The sequence below is a fragment of the Yersinia sp. KBS0713 genome (assembly GCF_005937895.2).
Taxonomy (GTDB): Bacteria; Pseudomonadota; Gammaproteobacteria; order Enterobacterales; family Enterobacteriaceae; genus Yersinia; species Yersinia bercovieri.
On the sequence record NZ_CP042173.1, the window covers coordinates 3,584,199 to 3,601,984 of the forward strand.

The window sequence follows — 17,786 nt, forward strand, 5'->3', positions numbered from 1 at the left end:
TTACTCCACCTGCGTTAAGCCTAATGAATGAGTCGGCACATCAATTAGCGCCTTTAATTCATCATCCAATTTCATCAATGTCAGCGTGACACCCATCATGTCCAGCGAGGTAAAATAGTTACCAATATAGGTGCGGTATATATTTATCCCTTTATTTTTCAATAAGCTGACAACTTCAGCATAATAAATATACAGTTCAAGGGTCGGCGTGGCCCCCAAACCGGAGATCAAAATCGCCACATCATCACCATCGACAAAAGGCACATCATCCACCACGATATCCACCATGGTTTGAGCAATCTGAGCCGCAGATTGTAATGGCTCCACCCGAATCCCCGGCTCGCCATGATGACCAATACCCACTTCCATCATGCCATCTTCAATATGGAAGTTAGGTTTACCTACCGCCGGAATGGTGCAAGAGGTTAAACCCACCCCCACCGAGCGGCAGTTATCTATGGCTTTTTGCGCCACATCAATGACGGCATCTAACTCATAGTGTTGAGCCGCAGCCGCAGCGCCCACCTTCCACATGAAAATTTCACCGGCCACCCCACGACGTTTCTCTTTTTCTGTCGCAGGCGCGGAGGCCACATCATCATTGGCGACGACAGTTCTGACTTTGATGCCCAGCGCTTGCGCTTTTTTGACCGCCATTTTGACGTTCATATTGTCACCGGCATAGTTGCCATACAGACAAGCAACACCAGCCCCTCCGTCAGCCGCTTTAATGGCGGCTAAAAATGCGCCAGCCGCCGGTGAGGAGAAAATCTCCCCGATAGCGACTGCATCCAGCATATTTTTACCAATGTAACCTAAAAATGCCGGCTCATGGCCAGAGCCGCCCCCAGTCACCACACCGACCTTTCCTTTATAGGGGGCCTCGGGGTGCTTCAACACTTTCTCATGATCCGTTTTAGCGAAAAAATGTGGGTAAGCCGCCAGATACCCCTTGATGGCATCCTCAACAACGTGGTCGGGATCGTTAATAATTCGGTTCATGACAATCTCCTCGCAACAGAAAATAGATAGCGGACTACTGGATGGTATAGCCGCCATCAATCACCAAATTTGCCCCGGTGATCATGTTAGCAGCGTCACTGGACAGGAATAGCGCGCAGGCAGCGACCTCGACCGGGTAAGCAAAACGACGAGCGGGAATTTTCAGTTTCATCTCTTCCGCCACCTCTCCTGACCATGCCTTTTTGCCCAATTCAGTTAATACCACGGTGGGTGAGATCGCATTAACTTGTATCCCGAGCGGCCCCCACTCGAGCGCCAGCACTTTCGTCATGCCGATCACCCCGGCTTTACTGGTGCAATAGGCCAAGTGATTGGGTAGCGCCACGATCCCCGCTTGCGATGCCAAATTAACGATCTTGCCATAGCCCTGGGCAATAAAATGCTGCCCCACTTCCTGGCTCATGAGGAAAACCCCTTTCAGATTGACATTAATTGTCCGGTCCCAATCTTGCTCCGTGGTCTTTTCCGCCGGATTCAGCGCCACAATTCCGGCACAGTTGACTAAAATATCCAGTCGGTTAAAGGTATTGATCGCCTCGGCTACCGCTATTTTGACCGATTCGCTATCACTGACATCACAAAACAGTCCGCTCGCGCTATCGGCATTTAGCTGCTTTGCCACCTCAGTGACGCTATCATTACAGTCAATCAAGATAACTTTCGCCCCCTTAGCCAAAAATAGCTCGGCAATGGCGTAGCCAATTCCTGCTGCGCCGCCGGTAATGGCGGCAACTTTACCTTGCAGAGAAAAATCAACATTGAATCTGTTGTATTCAACTTTCATGTTTTAACTCCCTTTCAATGGCTCTCTGGTTATCACGGCTGATCTGCTAGTAATGTGCTGAGTTACAATGTTTTGTTCACCCTGTAGATCTGCTCGTGCTCCTCCAGTTGCTCATCAGGGCTGTCTGCTGGCAAGGTGACAAACCTCATCAAGATGGCGGCAACCAGGTATAGCCCTGAGAAGAGCCAAATAATGCCTTCGATACCTAAAGGAGCAATAAAGAGAGTGACGATCAGTGGCCCGACGAAGGCACAAAGTCCGGCCCCCAGGTTCAGCACTGACATGGCTGCACCTTTATCATTGGGCGCAAGACTTGGCATAATGGCTGACAGGGGAACAAATCCGGCGAAGCATGCGCCCAGCGCCCCGGCGGCCAGCATTGTGTAGCTGTAGCCTTCAACGCCAAAATTCGTTGGGATGTAATAGAGCAGCAGGATAGAGATGGCGCTGCCCACACAGCCAAACCACATCACGGTATTCGTCCAGCCCCACCGGTCACTGATCACACCGGACAATAAATTGAAGACAATATTGACCGTCCACATAAAGGCATAGATAGACAACCACTGGTCACGGGTAAAACCAATCTCATCTTGCAGATAGGTCGGCAGGAAAACGATCATGCCGAAAGCAAACGACAGGTTGATGGTGCGCACAAGGCCACCCAGCCCGATTTTGTAATTCTCAAAGGCGATCGACACCCCTTTGAACAGATAAGTGAAGGTTTTAGGTGGCGCATCCGTTGGCGCAGTAATTTTGCTCTCTTTGCTCAACATCAGGCCAATCACCGCCCCGATCAAAACAAACACAATTCCGCTCCACAGCGTGTGGATCTCCCCTAATATCGGCAGCGCAATACTGGCGTAGAACACCCCGAGGACACTTAGCCCGCCGGTAAACACAAACCAGAAAATACCCACCGCCGACCCCAATTTGGCTCTAGGGGCTTCATAGGCAATCCAAACTAAAAAGCCGTATGAGAACAAGGGGTAGCCGAGTCCGCGTAGCGCATAGGTCGGGATCATAATTGACAAGTTATTGCTGGGTAAGCCGAGTGATAAGAACAGTACAGAACCTATCAGGAAAATCACGACACCGGCCGCCATCACCTTTTTAGCGGTAAACATTTCAGCTAATACACCGGACAGCCATGCGGCAATCGCCACGGCAAAGCCGTACACACTGAACATCAGGCCGGACTCTTCAACCGTCAAACCGCGACGAATTATGAAATCAGATAGCCAACTTTGCTCCAGTCCCTCCCCGGCCATAAATATCAGTACACCGATATAACCTAATAATATTTTCTTAGGCAGCCCTATCTTTTTAATCAACATGTTTAACATGGTGCATCACCTGTGATTTGGAAATAATGCGCTGATTACTGGATATTGGGATTGAGGACGACTTTAAGAGAGCCGATGCCTTTGGTGACCATCTCAAAGCCTTCGGCAAATCTCTCCAGCGGTAGGATATGCGTCACCACGCCATCGGTTGGCAGGTCACCGTTACAGATGCCCTTGATGACCAGCGGATAGCAATAAGGCCCCAGATGTGATCCCAACACATCCAGCTCTTTGCGGTCACTGATGATGCTCCAGTCAACCGTCACTGGCTCTTTGAAGACCGAGAACTCCACAAAAGTACCCAACTTGCGTAGTAGCGTTAGTCCCTGCTCTACCGCCTTTTGCGCGCCAGTGGCCTCAATGTAGATATCGCAGCCATAGCCGTCGGTCATCTCTTTAATAATAGAGATCACGTCATCTTTACTGGGGTTAAGCACTAAATCGGCACCAAACTTCTTCGCCAGTGCCAAGCGATCATCGGACAAATCCAAAACAATCAGCTTGCCGGGGCCTGATTTTTTGATAGCCCCCACCATGCCTAGCCCTAATGTCCCTGCGCCAGCCAGCACCACAACATCGCCGAGTTTGATATTGGCGCGCTGCACAGCATGGAAAGAGCACGCGTATGGCTCGATCAGAATTGCTTTTTCCAAGGGAAGATCGTCAGGAACGCGGTAATTAATTGCCTCTTTGGTGAATTTCATATATTCAGCCATTGCGCCATTAACGTTGTGCTGAAAACCGTAGAGATCGTGTTTTTCACACATCCAATACTGCCCACGATTACAGAACCGACACTCCCAACAAGGAACGATCTGTTCCGAGGTCACCCGATCGCCTAACTCAAACCCCTCAACTTCAGCCCCAAGACCCACCACGTGGCCGATAAACTCATGACCGGGGATCATCGGTGCTTTGATATAGGCGGGTTGCGTCTTATCACCCCAAAAACTGGGCGCGCCGCCAAAAGCTTTTGTATCACCAGCACAGATACCGCAGGCTTCAACCTTAACTAAAATCTCTTTCGCATCAATTGTCGGTACCGAAACTATCTCAAGCCGATAATCCCCTGGCCCATAGGCAACAACTGCACGCATATTTTTAGGAATATTTTCCAGCATCTGAGCATCTTTAGAACATTCGTTATACATAATTGACTCCTTCGACAATTCTTCTTTGTCATAAATTTAAGTTCGCCATAACACGAGATGAACATAAGATCTTTAAATGTACTATTGAACAGTACGATTAAGCACCAGATTTACGCTATTAAAAAATACTCAGGCTGTGAGGGAGATCATAAATAAAAGTAAAATGGTAATAGCCTCTATTTTAGTGGGAGATTAGTAGGCTAAGAGAAAGGCGACAGGAGATCCAAACGACATCAAGATTTGCTTAAAATGAACATAAGTTTATTGACTGATCAAATGAAAGGAGTAAATATAATAAACATATGAACACATTAATAACTTTTGTTAATGACATTATGTTGTGTTCTTGAGGCCGAAATGCCCAGTAATCAGCTCGCTAATAATGTGTGGCGGCAATAAAAGTGGTTAATCGGATTACCGTTCAATTTGTTAAGGGGTGAAATATGTTATCTATTGCCATCGGCTGTGATGATGCGGCTATTGATATGAAAAATCAGATTCTTGCCTTTCTGCAAAACAAAAACATAACTGTTGTCGATTACAGTTGCGACCAACAACGCGAACCCACCATCTACCCCGATATCGCCGTTCAGGTTGCTCAAGCCATTAAGGATGGCAAGCATGAACGCGGAATTTTGATCTGTGGAACCGGCATTGGAATGAGCATCACGGCCAATAAAGTGCTGGGCATTCGTGCCGCACAGTGCCATGACCCCTTCTCAGCCCAGCGGGCCAGAAAAAGCAATAATGCACAGATCATCTGTCTGGGGGCGCGGGTGATTGGTGTTGAGTTAGCCAAAACCTTGGTCGATACCTGGCTTGAGTGTGATTTCGATGGCGGCAGCTCAACTGAAAAAGTGGAACGCATCAGCTATTACGAGCAGCGACAAAATCTCTGAGAAATGCCGCTGCCATTCATCAAGCTGGCGGCAACAGGGAAGGAATACGATAACGATAGTGGAAAATCATTGCGGGCTGTTAGCGTATTACACCTTAGTAGCCCGCGGATTCAGCGCTCACCAGCCAGTGAGAAATGAGAACAGCATCCAGAATAAGCACAATACTGCAATCCCGGCGCCCCCGATGGTTACCAGCAGATTACCGCGCGATAACACACTGAGTACAATGCCAATTAACACTGAAACCGGCATCAGCGCCAAGAAAAACGGCCAGGTGTACAGCAGAAAGAAGACGGTATTGGGGCCGTAGACAAAGAAGGGGATCGCAAACGCCAGCCAATAAAAAACAAAACCAGTGACGCCACCGAGAAAGGAGTATGAAGGTTCATCCCGCTCCCGCTGTTCGTCGATCATCATTTGGGTGACATTCTGCATAGAAATCCTGTAGGTACAATTTACCGGCACGTTCTGAGGACGTTTTGCCAGTTTAGTCATTACATCCTAAGCCATTGACGTTACAGGTCGGCAGCAAGCAACAGTCCCGAGACGCTAACTTAAGTCAGTGACTCGGGTGAGTGTAGCGAGCGAACAACCCAGTAACGGCAGGGGTGAAGGATATACGTTTAGGATTTGATAATAGCGCGACCACGCAGTACGTCTAACAATTGTTCAATCAAATTTGTTACTAATTGTTCACCCTGCAAATGAATATCTGCGTGCTCAGGTGATTCGTAAATAGAGTCGATGCCGGTGAAGTTTTTCAGCTCGCCAGCACGGGCTTTTTTGTATAAACCTTTAGGATCGCGAGCCTCACAAATCGCCAACGGCGTATCAACAAAAACCTCGATAAACTGGCCTGACGCCAACATATCTCGCACCATTTGCCGCTCGGCACGATGAGGCGAAATAAATGCCGTCAGCACCACCAAACCGGCGTCCACCATCAGTTTAGCCACTTCGCCGACCCGCCTGATATTCTCGCGCCGATCATCATCCGAGAAACCCAAGTCACGGCACAAGCCATGGCGCACATTGTCACCATCCAGCAAGTAAGTGCTAACACCACGGGCGAACAGCGCCTGTTCCAGCGCGCCGGCCACCGTGGATTTTCCTGAGCCGGACAACCCGGTAAACCAGAGCACTACGCCCTGATGCCCATGCTGCTGCTCACGATCCTGCCGAGTCACCGCATGGGGGTGCCAGACGATATTCTCATCGGCTGGCGTCACTTGATCGACCGGCACGCTATTTCCCCCCCAACAGATCGCGCGCACCCCAATGTGGGAAGTGGCGACGAACCAGCGCATTCAGCTCCAGCTCAAAGGCACTGAAGGCGGTGCTTTCCTGATAAACCGACGCCACTGTTTCACGAATTAAGCCCGCGCCGACCGTGACATTACTCAGCCGATCAATAAAGATCATGCCGCCGGTATCGCGATTGCGTTGATAGCTGTCCAGCACCAGCGGCTCATCGAACGCCAGTTCAACTAAGCCGATGCCATTGAGCGGCAGACTCTCCACCACCCGCTGAGTTAGCGAATTGATCTCGACCTGATATTGGATATTTTCAACCCGTGCACGGCTCTTTTTACCCGCCACTTTGATGTCATAACTTTGCCCAACCACCAGCGGTTGCTCCGCCATCCAGACAATATCCACCAGCGCATTCTGCGCAGCTTTTAGGGTTTCACCGGCATCTACCAGTAAGTCTCCACGGCTGATATCGACTTCATCGGTCAGCACCAGCGTGATGGCTTCACCGGGGACGGCCTGGGCCAAATCGCCATCAAAAGTGACGATACGTGCCACCGTCGACTCCACACCAGAGGGCAGCACTTTCACTTTTTGCCCAACCCGCACAATGCCCGCCGACAAGGTGCCGGCATAGCCACGGAAATCCAGATTGGGCCGATTAACGTACTGCACCGGGAAACGCAATGGCTGTTGGCGGCTGGAGTTCACCACATCGACACTCTCCAGCACTTCAAGTAGCGTCGGGCCGGAATACCACTTCATTCTCTCGCCAGGTGAGGCCACATTGTCGCCATCTAGCGCCGAGAGCGGGACAAACTTAATATCCAGATCTGTCGGCAACTGCTCGGCAAAACTCAGGTAATCCTCTTTAAATTGCTCGAAGACACTCTCCTGATAATCCACCAGATCCATCTTGTTCACCGCCACCACCAGATGGCGAATACCCAGTAAGGTGGCAATAAAGCTGTGGCGACGGGTTTGATCCAGCACCCCTTTGCGGGCATCAATCAATAAAATCGCCAGATCACAAGTCGAGGCCCCGGTGGCCATATTGCGGGTGTACTGCTCATGCCCCGGAGTGTCCGCAATGATAAATTTGCGCTGTTCAGTTGAGAAGTAACGATAAGCTACATCAATAGTAATGCCCTGCTCGCGCTCGGCCTGTAAACCATCCACCAGTAGCGCCAGATCCAGTTTTTCGCCCTGCGTACCAATGCGCTTGCTATCAGTATGCAGCGTAGTTAGCTGATCTTCGTAGATTTGGCGGGTATCGTGCAGTAAACGCCCAATCAGGGTGCTTTTGCCGTCGTCGACACTGCCGCAGGTCAAAAAGCGCAGCATGGTCTTATGCTGCTGTGCATGCAGGTAAGCTTCGACCCCGCCCTCGTTGGCGATTTGCTCGGCAATAGAGCTGCTTTGTAAAATCATCGACCTGTTTTCTGCCGCTGATTTTTCAGGCGCTGATTGTTGGGCTGCAACAGGTTGATGTTGTAATTTGGTGTTCATCGGGCGCTCCTCAGAAATATCCCTGACGCTTTTTAAGCTCCATGGAGCCGGATTGATCGCGGTCGATCATTCGACCCTGGCGTTCACTGGTGGTCGAGATAAGCATCTCTTCGATGATGGCGGGCAAGGTTTCTGCCTCAGACTCCACCGCACCGGTAAGTGGCCAGCAACCCAATGTGCGAAAACGCACCATCTTCTGAGTAATGACCTCACCCGGCTGTAAATCGATGCGATCATCATCCACCATCAGCAACATACCATCACGTTCCAGCACTGGCCGTGGCTTCGCCAGATAGAGCGGCACAATGTCGATTTTTTCCAGGAAGATATATTGCCAGATATCCAGCTCAGTCCAGTTGGAGAGCGGGAAGACGCGGATACTTTCGCCTTTGTTAATCTGGCCGTTGTAGTTGTGCCACAACTCAGGGCGCTGATTTTTCGGGTCCCAGCGGTGGAAGCGGTCACGGAAAGAGTAAATTCGCTCTTTAGCACGTGATTTCTCTTCGTCACGCCGCGCACCACCGAAAGCCGCATCAAAACCATATTTGTTCAGTGCCTGTTTGAGGCCCTCGGTTTTCATGATATCGGTATGTTTGGCACTGCCATGGACAAACGGGTTGATACCCATCGCCACCCCTTCCGGATTGCGATGAACTAGTAATTCACAGCCAAAAGCTTTGGCTGTGCGGTCACGGAATTGGTACATTTCGCGAAATTTCCAACCAGTATCCACATGCAGTAGCGGGAAGGGCAAGTTACCGGGGAAGAATGCCTTGCGCGCCAGATGCAGCATCACAGAGGAGTCTTTGCCGATGGAGTAGAGCATCACCGGGTTACCGAATTCGGCGGCCACTTCACGGATGATATGGATGCTCTCCGCCTCCAATTGCCGCAAATGAGTGAGTCGTTTTTCGTCCATAACAGATCCTTTATGCCAAATTCACGACTGACGGGCTGATGGCCTGTTCAGTCTGTCGTTGTTGCCCAAACCAGGCGATTTGGTGATGCAAATCCACCACTTCACCGATAACCAGCAGTGCCGGAGTGGGGGCCTGATGCGCTAATGACTCTAGCTGTGCCAATGTGCCGATGCGAACTTGTTGGTCTGCGCGGGTGCCCCGACTGATGACCGCCACTGGCGTGGTGCTCGCGCGGCCATGAGTGATTAACTGCTGGCTGATCTCAGCCGCTTTCACCGTGCCCATGTAAATCGCCAGGGTCTGACGACCACGGGCCAGTGCTTGCCAATCCAACTCATCGCCATCACTACGGCAATGGCCGGTAATAAAAGTCACGCTCTGTGCATGGTCACGGTGAGTCAGGGGAATACCGGCGTAGGCTGTCGCCCCAGCCGCCGCCGTCACCCCCGGCACCACCTGAAACGCAATACCCGCACGCGCCACCACTTGTAACTCTTCGCCACCACGGCCAAAAATAAAGGGGTCGCCCCCTTTCAGCCGCACCACCCGCTTCCCTTGCTGCGCGAGGGTGACCAGCAATTGATTGGTCTCCTCCTGCGCCACTGAGTGCGCGCCCGCCCGCTTGCCAACACAAATTCGTTCAGCATCACGGCGAACCAAATCTAAAACCTCTGGGCTGACTAAATGGTCATACAGCACCACATCAGCCTGCTGAATAACTTGCAGACCGCGTAAGGTCAGCAAACCGGGATCACCGGGGCCGGCTCCCACCAAGGCAACCTCACCGAGGGTACTGCCCTGCCCCTCAAGCGACTGTTGCAGCTCCTCCTCCGCCTGCGCAAATTGACCACGGCTGATCAAGCTGGCAAAACGACCACTAAAGGCGTTCTCCCAAAAGCGGCGTCGTGCGCCCATCGAGTTAATCTGCTGCTTAACGCGACTGCGCCAGCGCCCGGCAACTGCCGCCATCTCAGCCAAACTGGCCGGTAACAGTGCCTCCAGTTTCTCGCGCAATATCCGCGCCAACACTGGGGCCTGACCGGCAGAGGAGATAGCCACTACCAAGGGGGAGCGGTCGACAATCGATGGGAAGATAAATGAGCAGAGAGGTTGATCATCTACCACGTTAGCCAAAATATGCCGTTGATCCGCAGCGGCGAAAATAGCGGCATTCAGTGCGGCATCATTAGTGGCCGCAATCACCAGGAACACCTCATCCAACTGTTCGGGCAAGAAAGCCTTTGCCTGCCAGTGAATGCGCTCATCCTGATGCTGTTTTTCGAGTTCAGATGAGAGCGTCTGAGCCACTACCCGCACTTGAGCACCTGCGCGGTGCAGCAATTCAATTTTTCGCGCAGCAACTTCACCGCCGCCAACCACCAGTACTGGGCGCTGTTTTAAGTCGGCAAAAAGAGGTAGATAATCCACAACGGCCTTCGATTACATGATAAAGCGTAGGGTGACTATAGGTGGGGGGCCTGACCTTATGAAATGACGAAAAGTAATTACAAGTTCCATAATGATATATAGCCACAATAGTATAGCTCACAGCTATGTTCGGCCGTTTTCACGGGAGCTATTTTCGGGCCTATCTTTCTGCAATTTAAGAATCATACAAATTGTTAATTTGTGCAGACAGTTTCATACTAAGCGTCGTGTTATCCATGCCAGCAGGCATGCCCCAGACTATAACAAGGATATTTCGGTATGTTTTCCCGCCGTCGCCTAAAGTGGGCACTATTCACCCTCTGTTTCAGTGCCGCGCTGCCATTGCAGGCCGCCACGACTCAAGCCGCTGGCAACATTGCTGAGCAGCAAACTCGCCACATTAGCACCTACTTCCCCGGCCGAATGGCGGGTAGCCCGGCTGAATTACTGGCAGCCGAGTATATCAATCATCGCTTTCAGCAGATGGGCTACCAAAGCAATATGCGCGGTTTTAATACCCGCTATCTCTATACCAGCAAAAATGGCAAGCAGAGCTGGCGGACACTGAGTGCAACTTCAGTGATTGCGGCGCGCAGCGCAACAGCCACGAACAGTGATGCGGCCAGTAAAGCGGATGAACAGCAGCAGATAGTGATCATGGCGCACTTTGATACTTACACGCCGCAAAGTGATGCCGATTTAGATAAAAACCTTGGTGGCCTGACACTGCAAGGTGTCGATGATAATGCCGCCGGGGTAGGTGTCATGCTGGAACTGGCCGAGCGCCTGAAAACAGTGCCGCTGCGCTATGATTTGCGTTTTGTCGCCCTCAGCGCGGAGGAAATTGGAGCGCAAGGCACCGAGAACTATCTGCAACGGATGAGTAAAACAGAGAGGGCCAACACCTTGTTGGTGATCAATCTGGATAACCTAATTACTGGCGACCGCCTCTATTTTAATGCCAGCAACCAGCCCTCGGCCATTGCCGCCAAAGAGCAGGCACTGAAGCTGGCACGCCGTTATGGCATTACCGCAGCGACCATTAAAAATCAGGTCAACGCCCCGTGTCGGGTAGATAAATCTCTGTTCGCGACTGCCGGATTGCCGCTGCTATCCGTCGAAGCCAGCAACTACAGCTTGGGTAACAAAGATGGCTGCCAGCAACGCGCCATCAGCAGCCACTTCCCACAAGGCAGCACTCGTCACCAGAGTCAGTTGGATAACTTAAATTATCTGGATAAATTCTTGCCGGGCCGAATCACTAAACGCACCCATGACACGGTAAAAATATTGCTCCCGCTGATAGAAGAGTTAGCTGGCGCGAAGCAGTAATTTTAGCGCTACGCGCGCTGGCGATAAGGATCGCCGCCAGTTTTTGGCGAAGCTGGCTCGAGCGAATTTCTAGCTAATTTTGATACTGGTTCATCGCGACACGGGTTCATCATGACAAAAAGTAAGGGCGGACTCTGCGCCCTGAGGTTATTGACAAAGTGCTGGTTGCGGAGAGAACAGCTAGATCGTAAAGACGCCGTAAATCCATCCCTGGAGGCTCGAGCCGCGCCATCCCTGGCGCGGACGCTTTACTCTTCTACCCGTCCTCTCCGTTCCAGATCGCGTCATCGGGGTTTGTCAGCAGTCTGAGAGCGCACTCTGCGCCCCTTATTATCACTAATCAGCCACATCAGCCCTCATGCAGGCCGCACTCACGTTTTAGGCCAAAGAAGCGGGTCTCTTCCTCACTCATACCGGGTTCCCATTTACGCGTTGTATGGGTATCACCGACAGATAGATAGCCCTGCTCCCACAGCGGATGATAGCTCAACCCATTTTGCGTCAAATAGTGATAAATCTGGCGGTTATCCCAGTCAATGATCGGCAACAGCTTAAATACGCCGCGCTGGATAGCCAAAACAGGTAGCTGCGCACGACTACCCGATTGCTCGCGGCGTAAACCAGCAAACCACGTTTGCGCGCCCAAGGTCTCTAGCGCCCGATTCATAGGCTCTACTTTGTTCAGATCATTGTAGCGCTCAATGCCCTCAACCCCCTGCTCCCACAACTTACCGTACCGTGCTTCCTGCCATGCGGGGCTTTGCGGGGCGCGGAATACCTGCAAGTTAAGTTGCAGTTGCTCGGTCAACGTATCAATAAACTGATAGGTTTCTGGGAACAGATAGCCGGTATCCGTCAGAATGACCGGAATATCAGGGCGCTGACGGGTCACCAGATGCAAACAGACTGCCGCCTGAATCCCAAAGCTGGAAGAGAGCACAAACTCACCGGGCAGATTTTCCAGCGCCCAGCTCACGCGCTCTTGAGCGGTTAAATGCTCAAGTTTGCCATTAATCATGGCTAATGCCGCCGCTTGTTCCGCTTTCGGTAGCGCATTAAGTTCGCTTAAATTCATTTGGCTCACACCGCCTCCAGCACTTCATAAAAGTCACGGGCTGAATCAATCACTGGCGCAATAACACCTGCGCGAATAACAAAGTCACCAAAGCCTTCATCGGTATGGCGCTCTTTGGCCCAACGCCCGACCAGTTGATCAGTGATAGCCAATATCTCATCTTCAGTAATGTTTTCGCGGTACATCCGTGGGATGCGCGTGCCCTCACGGTTGCCGCCCAGATGCAGGTTATAACGGCCAATCGCTTTCCCCACCAGCCCCATTTCAGCCAATAAAGCGCGGCCACAGCCGTTCGGACAGCCCGTTACGCGCATCACAATATGTTCATCGGGCAGACCGTGCTGCTGCAAAATGCCTTCAATGCGGGTGACAAATTCCGGCAAGAAACGCTCGGCTTCCGCCATTGCCAGCGGGCAGGTTGGGAATGAAACGCACGCCATGGAGTTTTCACGCTGCGAACTAACAGTGTCGTCCATCAAGCCATGTTCGCGCGCCAAAGCTTCAATGCGCGATTTATCTTTTTCCGGCACGCCCGCCACAATCAAGTTCTGATTAGCCGTCAGACGGAAATCGCCCTGATGGATTTTAGCAATCTCGGCGACGCCGGTTTTCAGGCTGCGGTCGGGGTAATCCAACAGACGCCCATTCTCAATAAATAGGGTCAGATGCCATTTTTTATCAATACCTTTTACCCAACCGATACGATCACCACGACCAGTAAACTGGTAGGGTTTGATGGCAGCAAAACTCACCCCGGCGCGTTTTTCAACTTCAGCTTTGAATGTCTCAACACCAACGCGCTCAAGGGTATATTTGGTTTTGGCATTTTTACGATCGGTGCGGTTACCCCAATCACGTTGAGTCGTGACCACCGCTTCAGCGATCGCCAGAGTGTGTTGCAGTGGGATATAACCGAATTCACTGGCCTTACGTGGATAAGTATTCTTATCACCATGAGCAATGGATAACCCGCCGCCCACCAGCACGTTAAAGCCCACTAATTTGCCTTTTTCCGCCACTGCAACAAAGTTGAGGTCGTTAGCATGGAGATCGACATCATTTTGCGGCGGAATAACGACTGTGGTTTTAAATTTACGCGGCAAATAGGTCGCACCGAGAATCGGCTCTTCATCCGTGGTGGCAACTTTTTCCGCATCCAGCCAAATTTCGGCATAAGCACGGGTTCGTGGCAGCAGATGTTCAGAGATCTTTTTCGCCCATTCATAGGCCTCTTGATGCAGCACCGACTCAACCGGGTTCGACGTACAGAGCACATTACGGTTGACATCATTTGCCGTCGCCAGCGCATCTAGCCCCAATTGATTCAGCAACTGGTGGGCCGGTTTTACATTGCCCTTCAAAATGCCATGGAACTGAAAGGTCTGGCGGTTGGTGATACGGATGCTGCCGTATAAGGTGTTATCCGCCGCGAATTTATCAATACCCAGCCACTGCTGCGGGGTAATAATCCCACCCGGTAAGCGGCAACGCAGCATCATGGCGTGGCGAGGTTCCAGCTTCTGCTCAGCACGTTCTGCGCGGATATCGCGGTCATCTTGCTGATACATACCGTGGAAGCGGATCAGCAGGAAATTATCGCCGTTGAAACCACCGGTCAGCCCCTCATTCAGATCTTTGGCGATGGTTCCGCGCAGGAAATTGCTTTCCGACTTCATCCGTTCGCCATCGGAGAGTTTTCCGGTCACGACCAGTGGCCCTGGGTGTTTTTCATTCATCAGTACACATCCCGCTGATAACGGCGCGCCAGGCGCAGCTCACTTAAATATTCATCAGCCTGCTCGGTATCCATTGCACCGTGCTCAGCCACCACGTCCAGTAAAACTTGCTCGACATCTTTTGCCATGCGGTTTGCATCGCCACAGACGTAAATGTGGGCGCCTTGTTGGATCCAGCTCCACAGCTCTGCGCCCTGTTCGCGCAGTTTGTCTTGTACGTATATTTTATCAGCCTGATCACGGGACCAGGCTAGATCAATGCGGGTCAGCAAGCCCTGTTTGACGTAGCGCTGCCATTCAACCTGATAGAGGAAGTCTTCGGTGAAGTGCGGGTTGCCGAACAGTAGCCAGTTCTTACCACTGGCACCAATAGCCTCACGCTGTTGCATAAAGGCGCGGAATGGGGCGATACCAGTGCCCGGCCCAATCATTATCACCGGCGTTTCTGGGTTAGCTGGTAAACGGAAGTTATCGTTATGTTCAATGAAGATGCGGATGTCGTCATCTACCTCCAGCCGATCAGCCAGATAACCTGAAGCGCCACCCGCGCGTGGTCGGCCATCAATGTCATAACGCACCACGCCCACAGTGATATGAACTTCAGTTTCGGTTTCTGCCTGCGAGGAGGCGATGGAGTAGAGGCGCGGTGTCAGCGGGCGCAGTAGCGCTACCAGTTGATCGGCATTCAAGTCCGATGGAGCCTGACGCACCATATCAACAATTGGCGTGTTTTTCGCATAGTGTTGCAGCGCCGGTTTATCTGCCAGCAAAGCAATCAGGGTTTGATCACGCGAGAGCGCCGCGTATTTATCGACGATCACAGTGGTGTTTTGTGTCAGTTCAAGATGGCTACGCAGCGCTTGTACCAGCGGCATGTTCTGCCCATCAATGCCAACTGGCTCATCACCTTTGAGCCACAATAGCGCCAGCAGCTCATCGACCAGTGCCGGGTCATTATCAAACCAGACCCCCAGCGCATCACCCGGCTGGTAACGCAGCCCTGAGTCACCTAAATCAATTTCAATGTGGCGCACATCTTTTTCTGAGTGGCGGCCAGTCACTTTTTGCTGAACGGATAACTGCGCCGTCAGTGGCGCGGTTTTGCTGTAGGGGCTGGAGGTAATCTCATCAACAGCGCCACTTGGTGTTGCCGCAACTACCGCCGTCGATTGGGCCGGAACTCTGGCCTGCAATGCCGCAACCACCTGCTGACGCCACTGCAGCGCTGACTCCTGATACTCCACATCCGCATCGACGCGATCCAATAGCCGCTCAGCCCCCAACTCGGCCAGTTTGCTATCAAAATCTTTGCCCGCCTGACAGAAATGCTCATATGACGTGTCCCCGAGACCAAATACCGCAAACGCGGTTTCTGGCAATTTCGGGGCTTTTTTAGAGCAGAGGAATTTGTGCAATGCGACGGCTTCTTCCGCAGGCTCGCCTTCCCCCTGAGTGGAGGCCACCACCACCAACAGGCGCTCTTGCGCAATTTGTTTAAACTTGTAATCGCCCGCATTGACCAGATTGACGCTAAGCTTAGCGGCCAAAAGGTCATCACGTAACTGTTCCGCTAAGCGCCTTGCATTGCCGGTCTGAGAGGCCGAAATTAGGGTTACTGTCACCGCCGGAGGGGTTACCGCCGCAGGAGCCGCAACCACGCCAGGCTGCTGATCCACCCTGCCCCAGAAGTAGCCGGACAACCATGCCATTTGGGTTGGAGATAGCTCACCAACTGCCGCTTGTATGCGGGTCAACTGATCCGGCGATAGCGGAAGTACAGAGGTAGGGGGGGCCTGAGTCGTCATTGCAGTACGAATTCCTTTATGCTTGAGCCAGTGTCAGTCGATTATTTTGGGCAAAAAATCTTTATGTTTGTAAGGTTAACCATCTCGATAATAACAATTAAAGAAGCGATGGAAATAATAAATAACTAAAACGACTAAGCAGTTTTTCAGGTAATCAATACGAGTTAAAGTGTTCAACTTATTGGGGAAATTCCCAACAGCGGATATCAACCCCTGGGTTTGCTATCTCTGCATATAAATCAGTAGGCTACGTCATGATTACCACGGCGCGCTGGAGTAAATTGACGGCGCAATGACGGGCTTTCATAGCCAGCATCGGTGCTTTCCGGTACTATGCGGCGGTTTTTTGAGTCAATTAAGGTCAGAATGATGAGCACCACCCTATTTAAAGATTTTCAGTTTGAAGCCGCTCACCGGCTGCCCCATGTTGCAGCAGGGCACAAATGTGGCCGTTTGCATGGTCACTCATTTATGGTTCGTATCGAGGTGACTGGTGAAGTTGATGCTCACTCCGGTTGGGTGATGGATTTTGCTGATCTAAAAGCGGCATTTAACCCTATTTGGGAACGTTTGGATCACCACTATCTGAACGATATTCCTGGCCTGGAAAACCCAACCAGCGAAGTGTTGGCGTGCTGGATTTGGCAACAGCTGAAACCGCAACTACCTGAGTTAAGTGCCGTGATGGTGAAAGAGACCTGCTCTGCGGGCTGTGTTTATCGCGGTTAAATCATTCGTCAGGGCGCTGCCACGCCCTGCACCTTAAGCTATGTTTAGGTATTTATGCGTCTGCATGGAGAGCCGCCAGTTCCTGGCGATACAGGTTTCAATGCAGAGTTTGGTTGCATCATCTTTCTGACTGATGGGCTGCAACGCAATTATCCGTTTTTTATCATCATGTAGAGTAGCCAATAACACCTCCAGCGCTTCGATATCCCGTAAGCGCCCCACCGGATGCTTAATTTCATCTGCGCGCTGCAATGCTTGCGGCAATATTTTCAAGCCACCGCGCATCTTCACTTTCGGCGAAACAGTGACCCAAGTGGCTGCTGAGCACTGCACCTCGTGCGTGCCGCTGGTTTCAATCTGGCAGCTGTAACCGGCTTGCTCCAATACAGATGTTAGCGGTAGCAGATCGTAGATAGCCGGCTCCCCGCCGGTTATCACCACATGGCGAGCGGTATATCCTTGCTGAGAAAAGATAGCCAATAGCTGCTGTTCGCTGGCAGAACCCCAGGCATCACTTTCAGCGGTTTTCACCATAATGCGCTGCATATCGACTTCCCGATCTGCCTCTTTTTCCCAGGTATGCTTGGTGTCGCACCAACTACAGCCTACCGGGCAACCCTGCAAGCGCACAAAAATCGCCGGAACGCCGGTGAAGTAACCCTCGCCCTGCAAGGTCTGGAACATCTCATTAATCGGGTACAGCATCAGTATCTCTATATCGTGATTAGGCCAATGGGCAATTATTGCAGATTCCCTCGCCTTCACCAAACCGGCAGCCCCCAGAGTGCCAGTTTGTTT

General features: G+C 51.6%; 16 protein-coding genes. 3 read left to right on the top strand and 13 right to left on the bottom strand.

Annotated elements, in window-relative coordinates:
* The 4 genes from FFE93_RS17165 to FFE93_RS17180 form a co-directional block, all read right to left on the bottom strand.
* The gene (locus tag FFE93_RS17165) at positions 1-1,002 is read right to left on the bottom strand and encodes a dihydroxyacetone kinase subunit DhaK (RefSeq protein ID WP_138775638.1); all 1,002 of its coding nucleotides are present in this window, start codon (positions 1,000-1,002) and stop codon (positions 1-3) included.
* A gap of 34 nt (positions 1,003-1,036) precedes the next feature.
* Complete coding sequence (locus tag FFE93_RS17170) at positions 1,037-1,807, bottom strand: SDR family oxidoreductase (protein ID WP_138775640.1); 771 nt, start codon at positions 1,805-1,807, stop codon at positions 1,037-1,039.
* A 62-nt stretch (positions 1,808-1,869) separates the two neighbouring features.
* Entirely contained in the window at positions 1,870-3,153 is a 1,284-nt protein-coding gene (locus FFE93_RS17175; protein ID WP_049599675.1) for an MFS transporter, read from the bottom strand.
* Between the two features lie 35 nt (positions 3,154-3,188).
* The gene (locus FFE93_RS17180) at positions 3,189-4,304 is read right to left on the bottom strand and encodes an erythritol/L-threitol dehydrogenase (RefSeq protein WP_005278980.1); all 1,116 of its coding nucleotides are present in this window, start codon (positions 4,302-4,304) and stop codon (positions 3,189-3,191) included.
* Positions 4,305-4,747: 443 nt separating this feature from the next.
* On the opposite strand from FFE93_RS17180, the gene rpiB reads away from it, so the two are divergent.
* Positions 4,748-5,203: a ribose 5-phosphate isomerase B gene (gene rpiB, locus FFE93_RS17185; RefSeq protein ID WP_005278982.1), complete on the top strand. Its 456-nt coding sequence runs from the start codon at positions 4,748-4,750 to the stop codon at positions 5,201-5,203.
* Positions 5,204-5,320: 117 nt separating this feature from the next.
* Here rpiB and FFE93_RS17190 read toward each other — a convergent pair whose 3' ends face one another.
* The 5 genes from FFE93_RS17190 to cysG all read right to left on the bottom strand — a co-directional run bounded on the left by FFE93_RS17190 (position 5,321) and on the right by cysG (position 10,311).
* A complete protein-coding gene (locus FFE93_RS17190) occupies positions 5,321-5,638 on the bottom strand; it encodes a DUF3561 family protein (RefSeq protein ID WP_005278984.1) in 318 nt (105 codons plus the stop codon).
* Positions 5,639-5,826: 188 nt separating this feature from the next.
* The gene (gene cysC, locus FFE93_RS17195) at positions 5,827-6,510 is read right to left on the bottom strand and encodes an adenylyl-sulfate kinase (RefSeq protein WP_186367668.1); all 684 of its coding nucleotides are present in this window, start codon (positions 6,508-6,510) and stop codon (positions 5,827-5,829) included.
* On the bottom strand, positions 6,449-7,885 hold the full coding sequence (gene cysN / locus FFE93_RS17200) for a sulfate adenylyltransferase subunit CysN (protein ID WP_032898898.1): 1,437 nt from the start codon (positions 7,883-7,885) through the stop codon (positions 6,449-6,451). Before cysN ends, cysC begins: the two co-directional genes overlap by 62 nt.
* Positions 7,886-7,973: 88 nt before the next feature.
* Positions 7,974-8,882, bottom strand: a complete 909-nt coding sequence (gene cysD / locus FFE93_RS17205) for a sulfate adenylyltransferase subunit CysD (RefSeq protein ID WP_005278991.1) — start codon at positions 8,880-8,882, stop codon at positions 7,974-7,976.
* Positions 8,883-8,892: 10 nt separating this feature from the next.
* Complete coding sequence (cysG, locus tag FFE93_RS17210) at positions 8,893-10,311, bottom strand: siroheme synthase CysG (RefSeq protein WP_138775642.1); 1,419 nt, start codon at positions 10,309-10,311, stop codon at positions 8,893-8,895.
* 279 nt (positions 10,312-10,590) lie between these two features.
* Between cysG and FFE93_RS17215 the strand changes: the two genes are divergently transcribed.
* On the top strand, positions 10,591-11,643 hold the full coding sequence (locus FFE93_RS17215; protein WP_138775644.1) for an aminopeptidase: 1,053 nt from the start codon (positions 10,591-10,593) through the stop codon (positions 11,641-11,643).
* Between the two features lie 349 nt (positions 11,644-11,992).
* Here FFE93_RS17215 and FFE93_RS17220 read toward each other — a convergent pair whose 3' ends face one another.
* The 3 genes from FFE93_RS17220 to cysJ are packed head-to-tail and all read right to left on the bottom strand — an operon-like array spanning position 11,993 to position 16,259.
* A complete protein-coding gene (locus tag FFE93_RS17220) occupies positions 11,993-12,727 on the bottom strand; it encodes a phosphoadenylyl-sulfate reductase (RefSeq protein WP_032899035.1) in 735 nt (244 codons plus the stop codon).
* A complete protein-coding gene (gene cysI, locus FFE93_RS17225) occupies positions 12,724-14,454 on the bottom strand; it encodes an assimilatory sulfite reductase (NADPH) hemoprotein subunit (protein ID WP_032899037.1) in 1,731 nt (576 codons plus the stop codon). The genes FFE93_RS17220 and cysI overlap by 4 nt, the downstream gene beginning before the upstream one ends.
* Positions 14,454-16,259 (bottom strand): NADPH-dependent assimilatory sulfite reductase flavoprotein subunit, encoded by a 1,806-nt coding sequence (gene cysJ, locus FFE93_RS17230; RefSeq protein ID WP_138775646.1) that lies wholly within the window; start codon positions 16,257-16,259, stop codon positions 14,454-14,456. Before cysJ ends, cysI begins: the two co-directional genes overlap by 1 nt.
* 369 nt (positions 16,260-16,628) lie before the next feature.
* Between cysJ and queD the strand changes: the two genes are divergently transcribed.
* Complete coding sequence (gene queD, locus FFE93_RS17235; protein ID WP_032899040.1) at positions 16,629-16,988, top strand: 6-carboxytetrahydropterin synthase QueD; 360 nt, start codon at positions 16,629-16,631, stop codon at positions 16,986-16,988.
* Positions 16,989-17,021: 33 nt separating this feature from the next.
* Here queD and queE read toward each other — a convergent pair whose 3' ends face one another.
* On the bottom strand, positions 17,022-17,693 hold the full coding sequence (gene queE / locus FFE93_RS17240) for a 7-carboxy-7-deazaguanine synthase QueE (RefSeq protein WP_005279395.1): 672 nt from the start codon (positions 17,691-17,693) through the stop codon (positions 17,022-17,024).
* Positions 17,694-17,786: the final 93 nt, after the last annotated feature.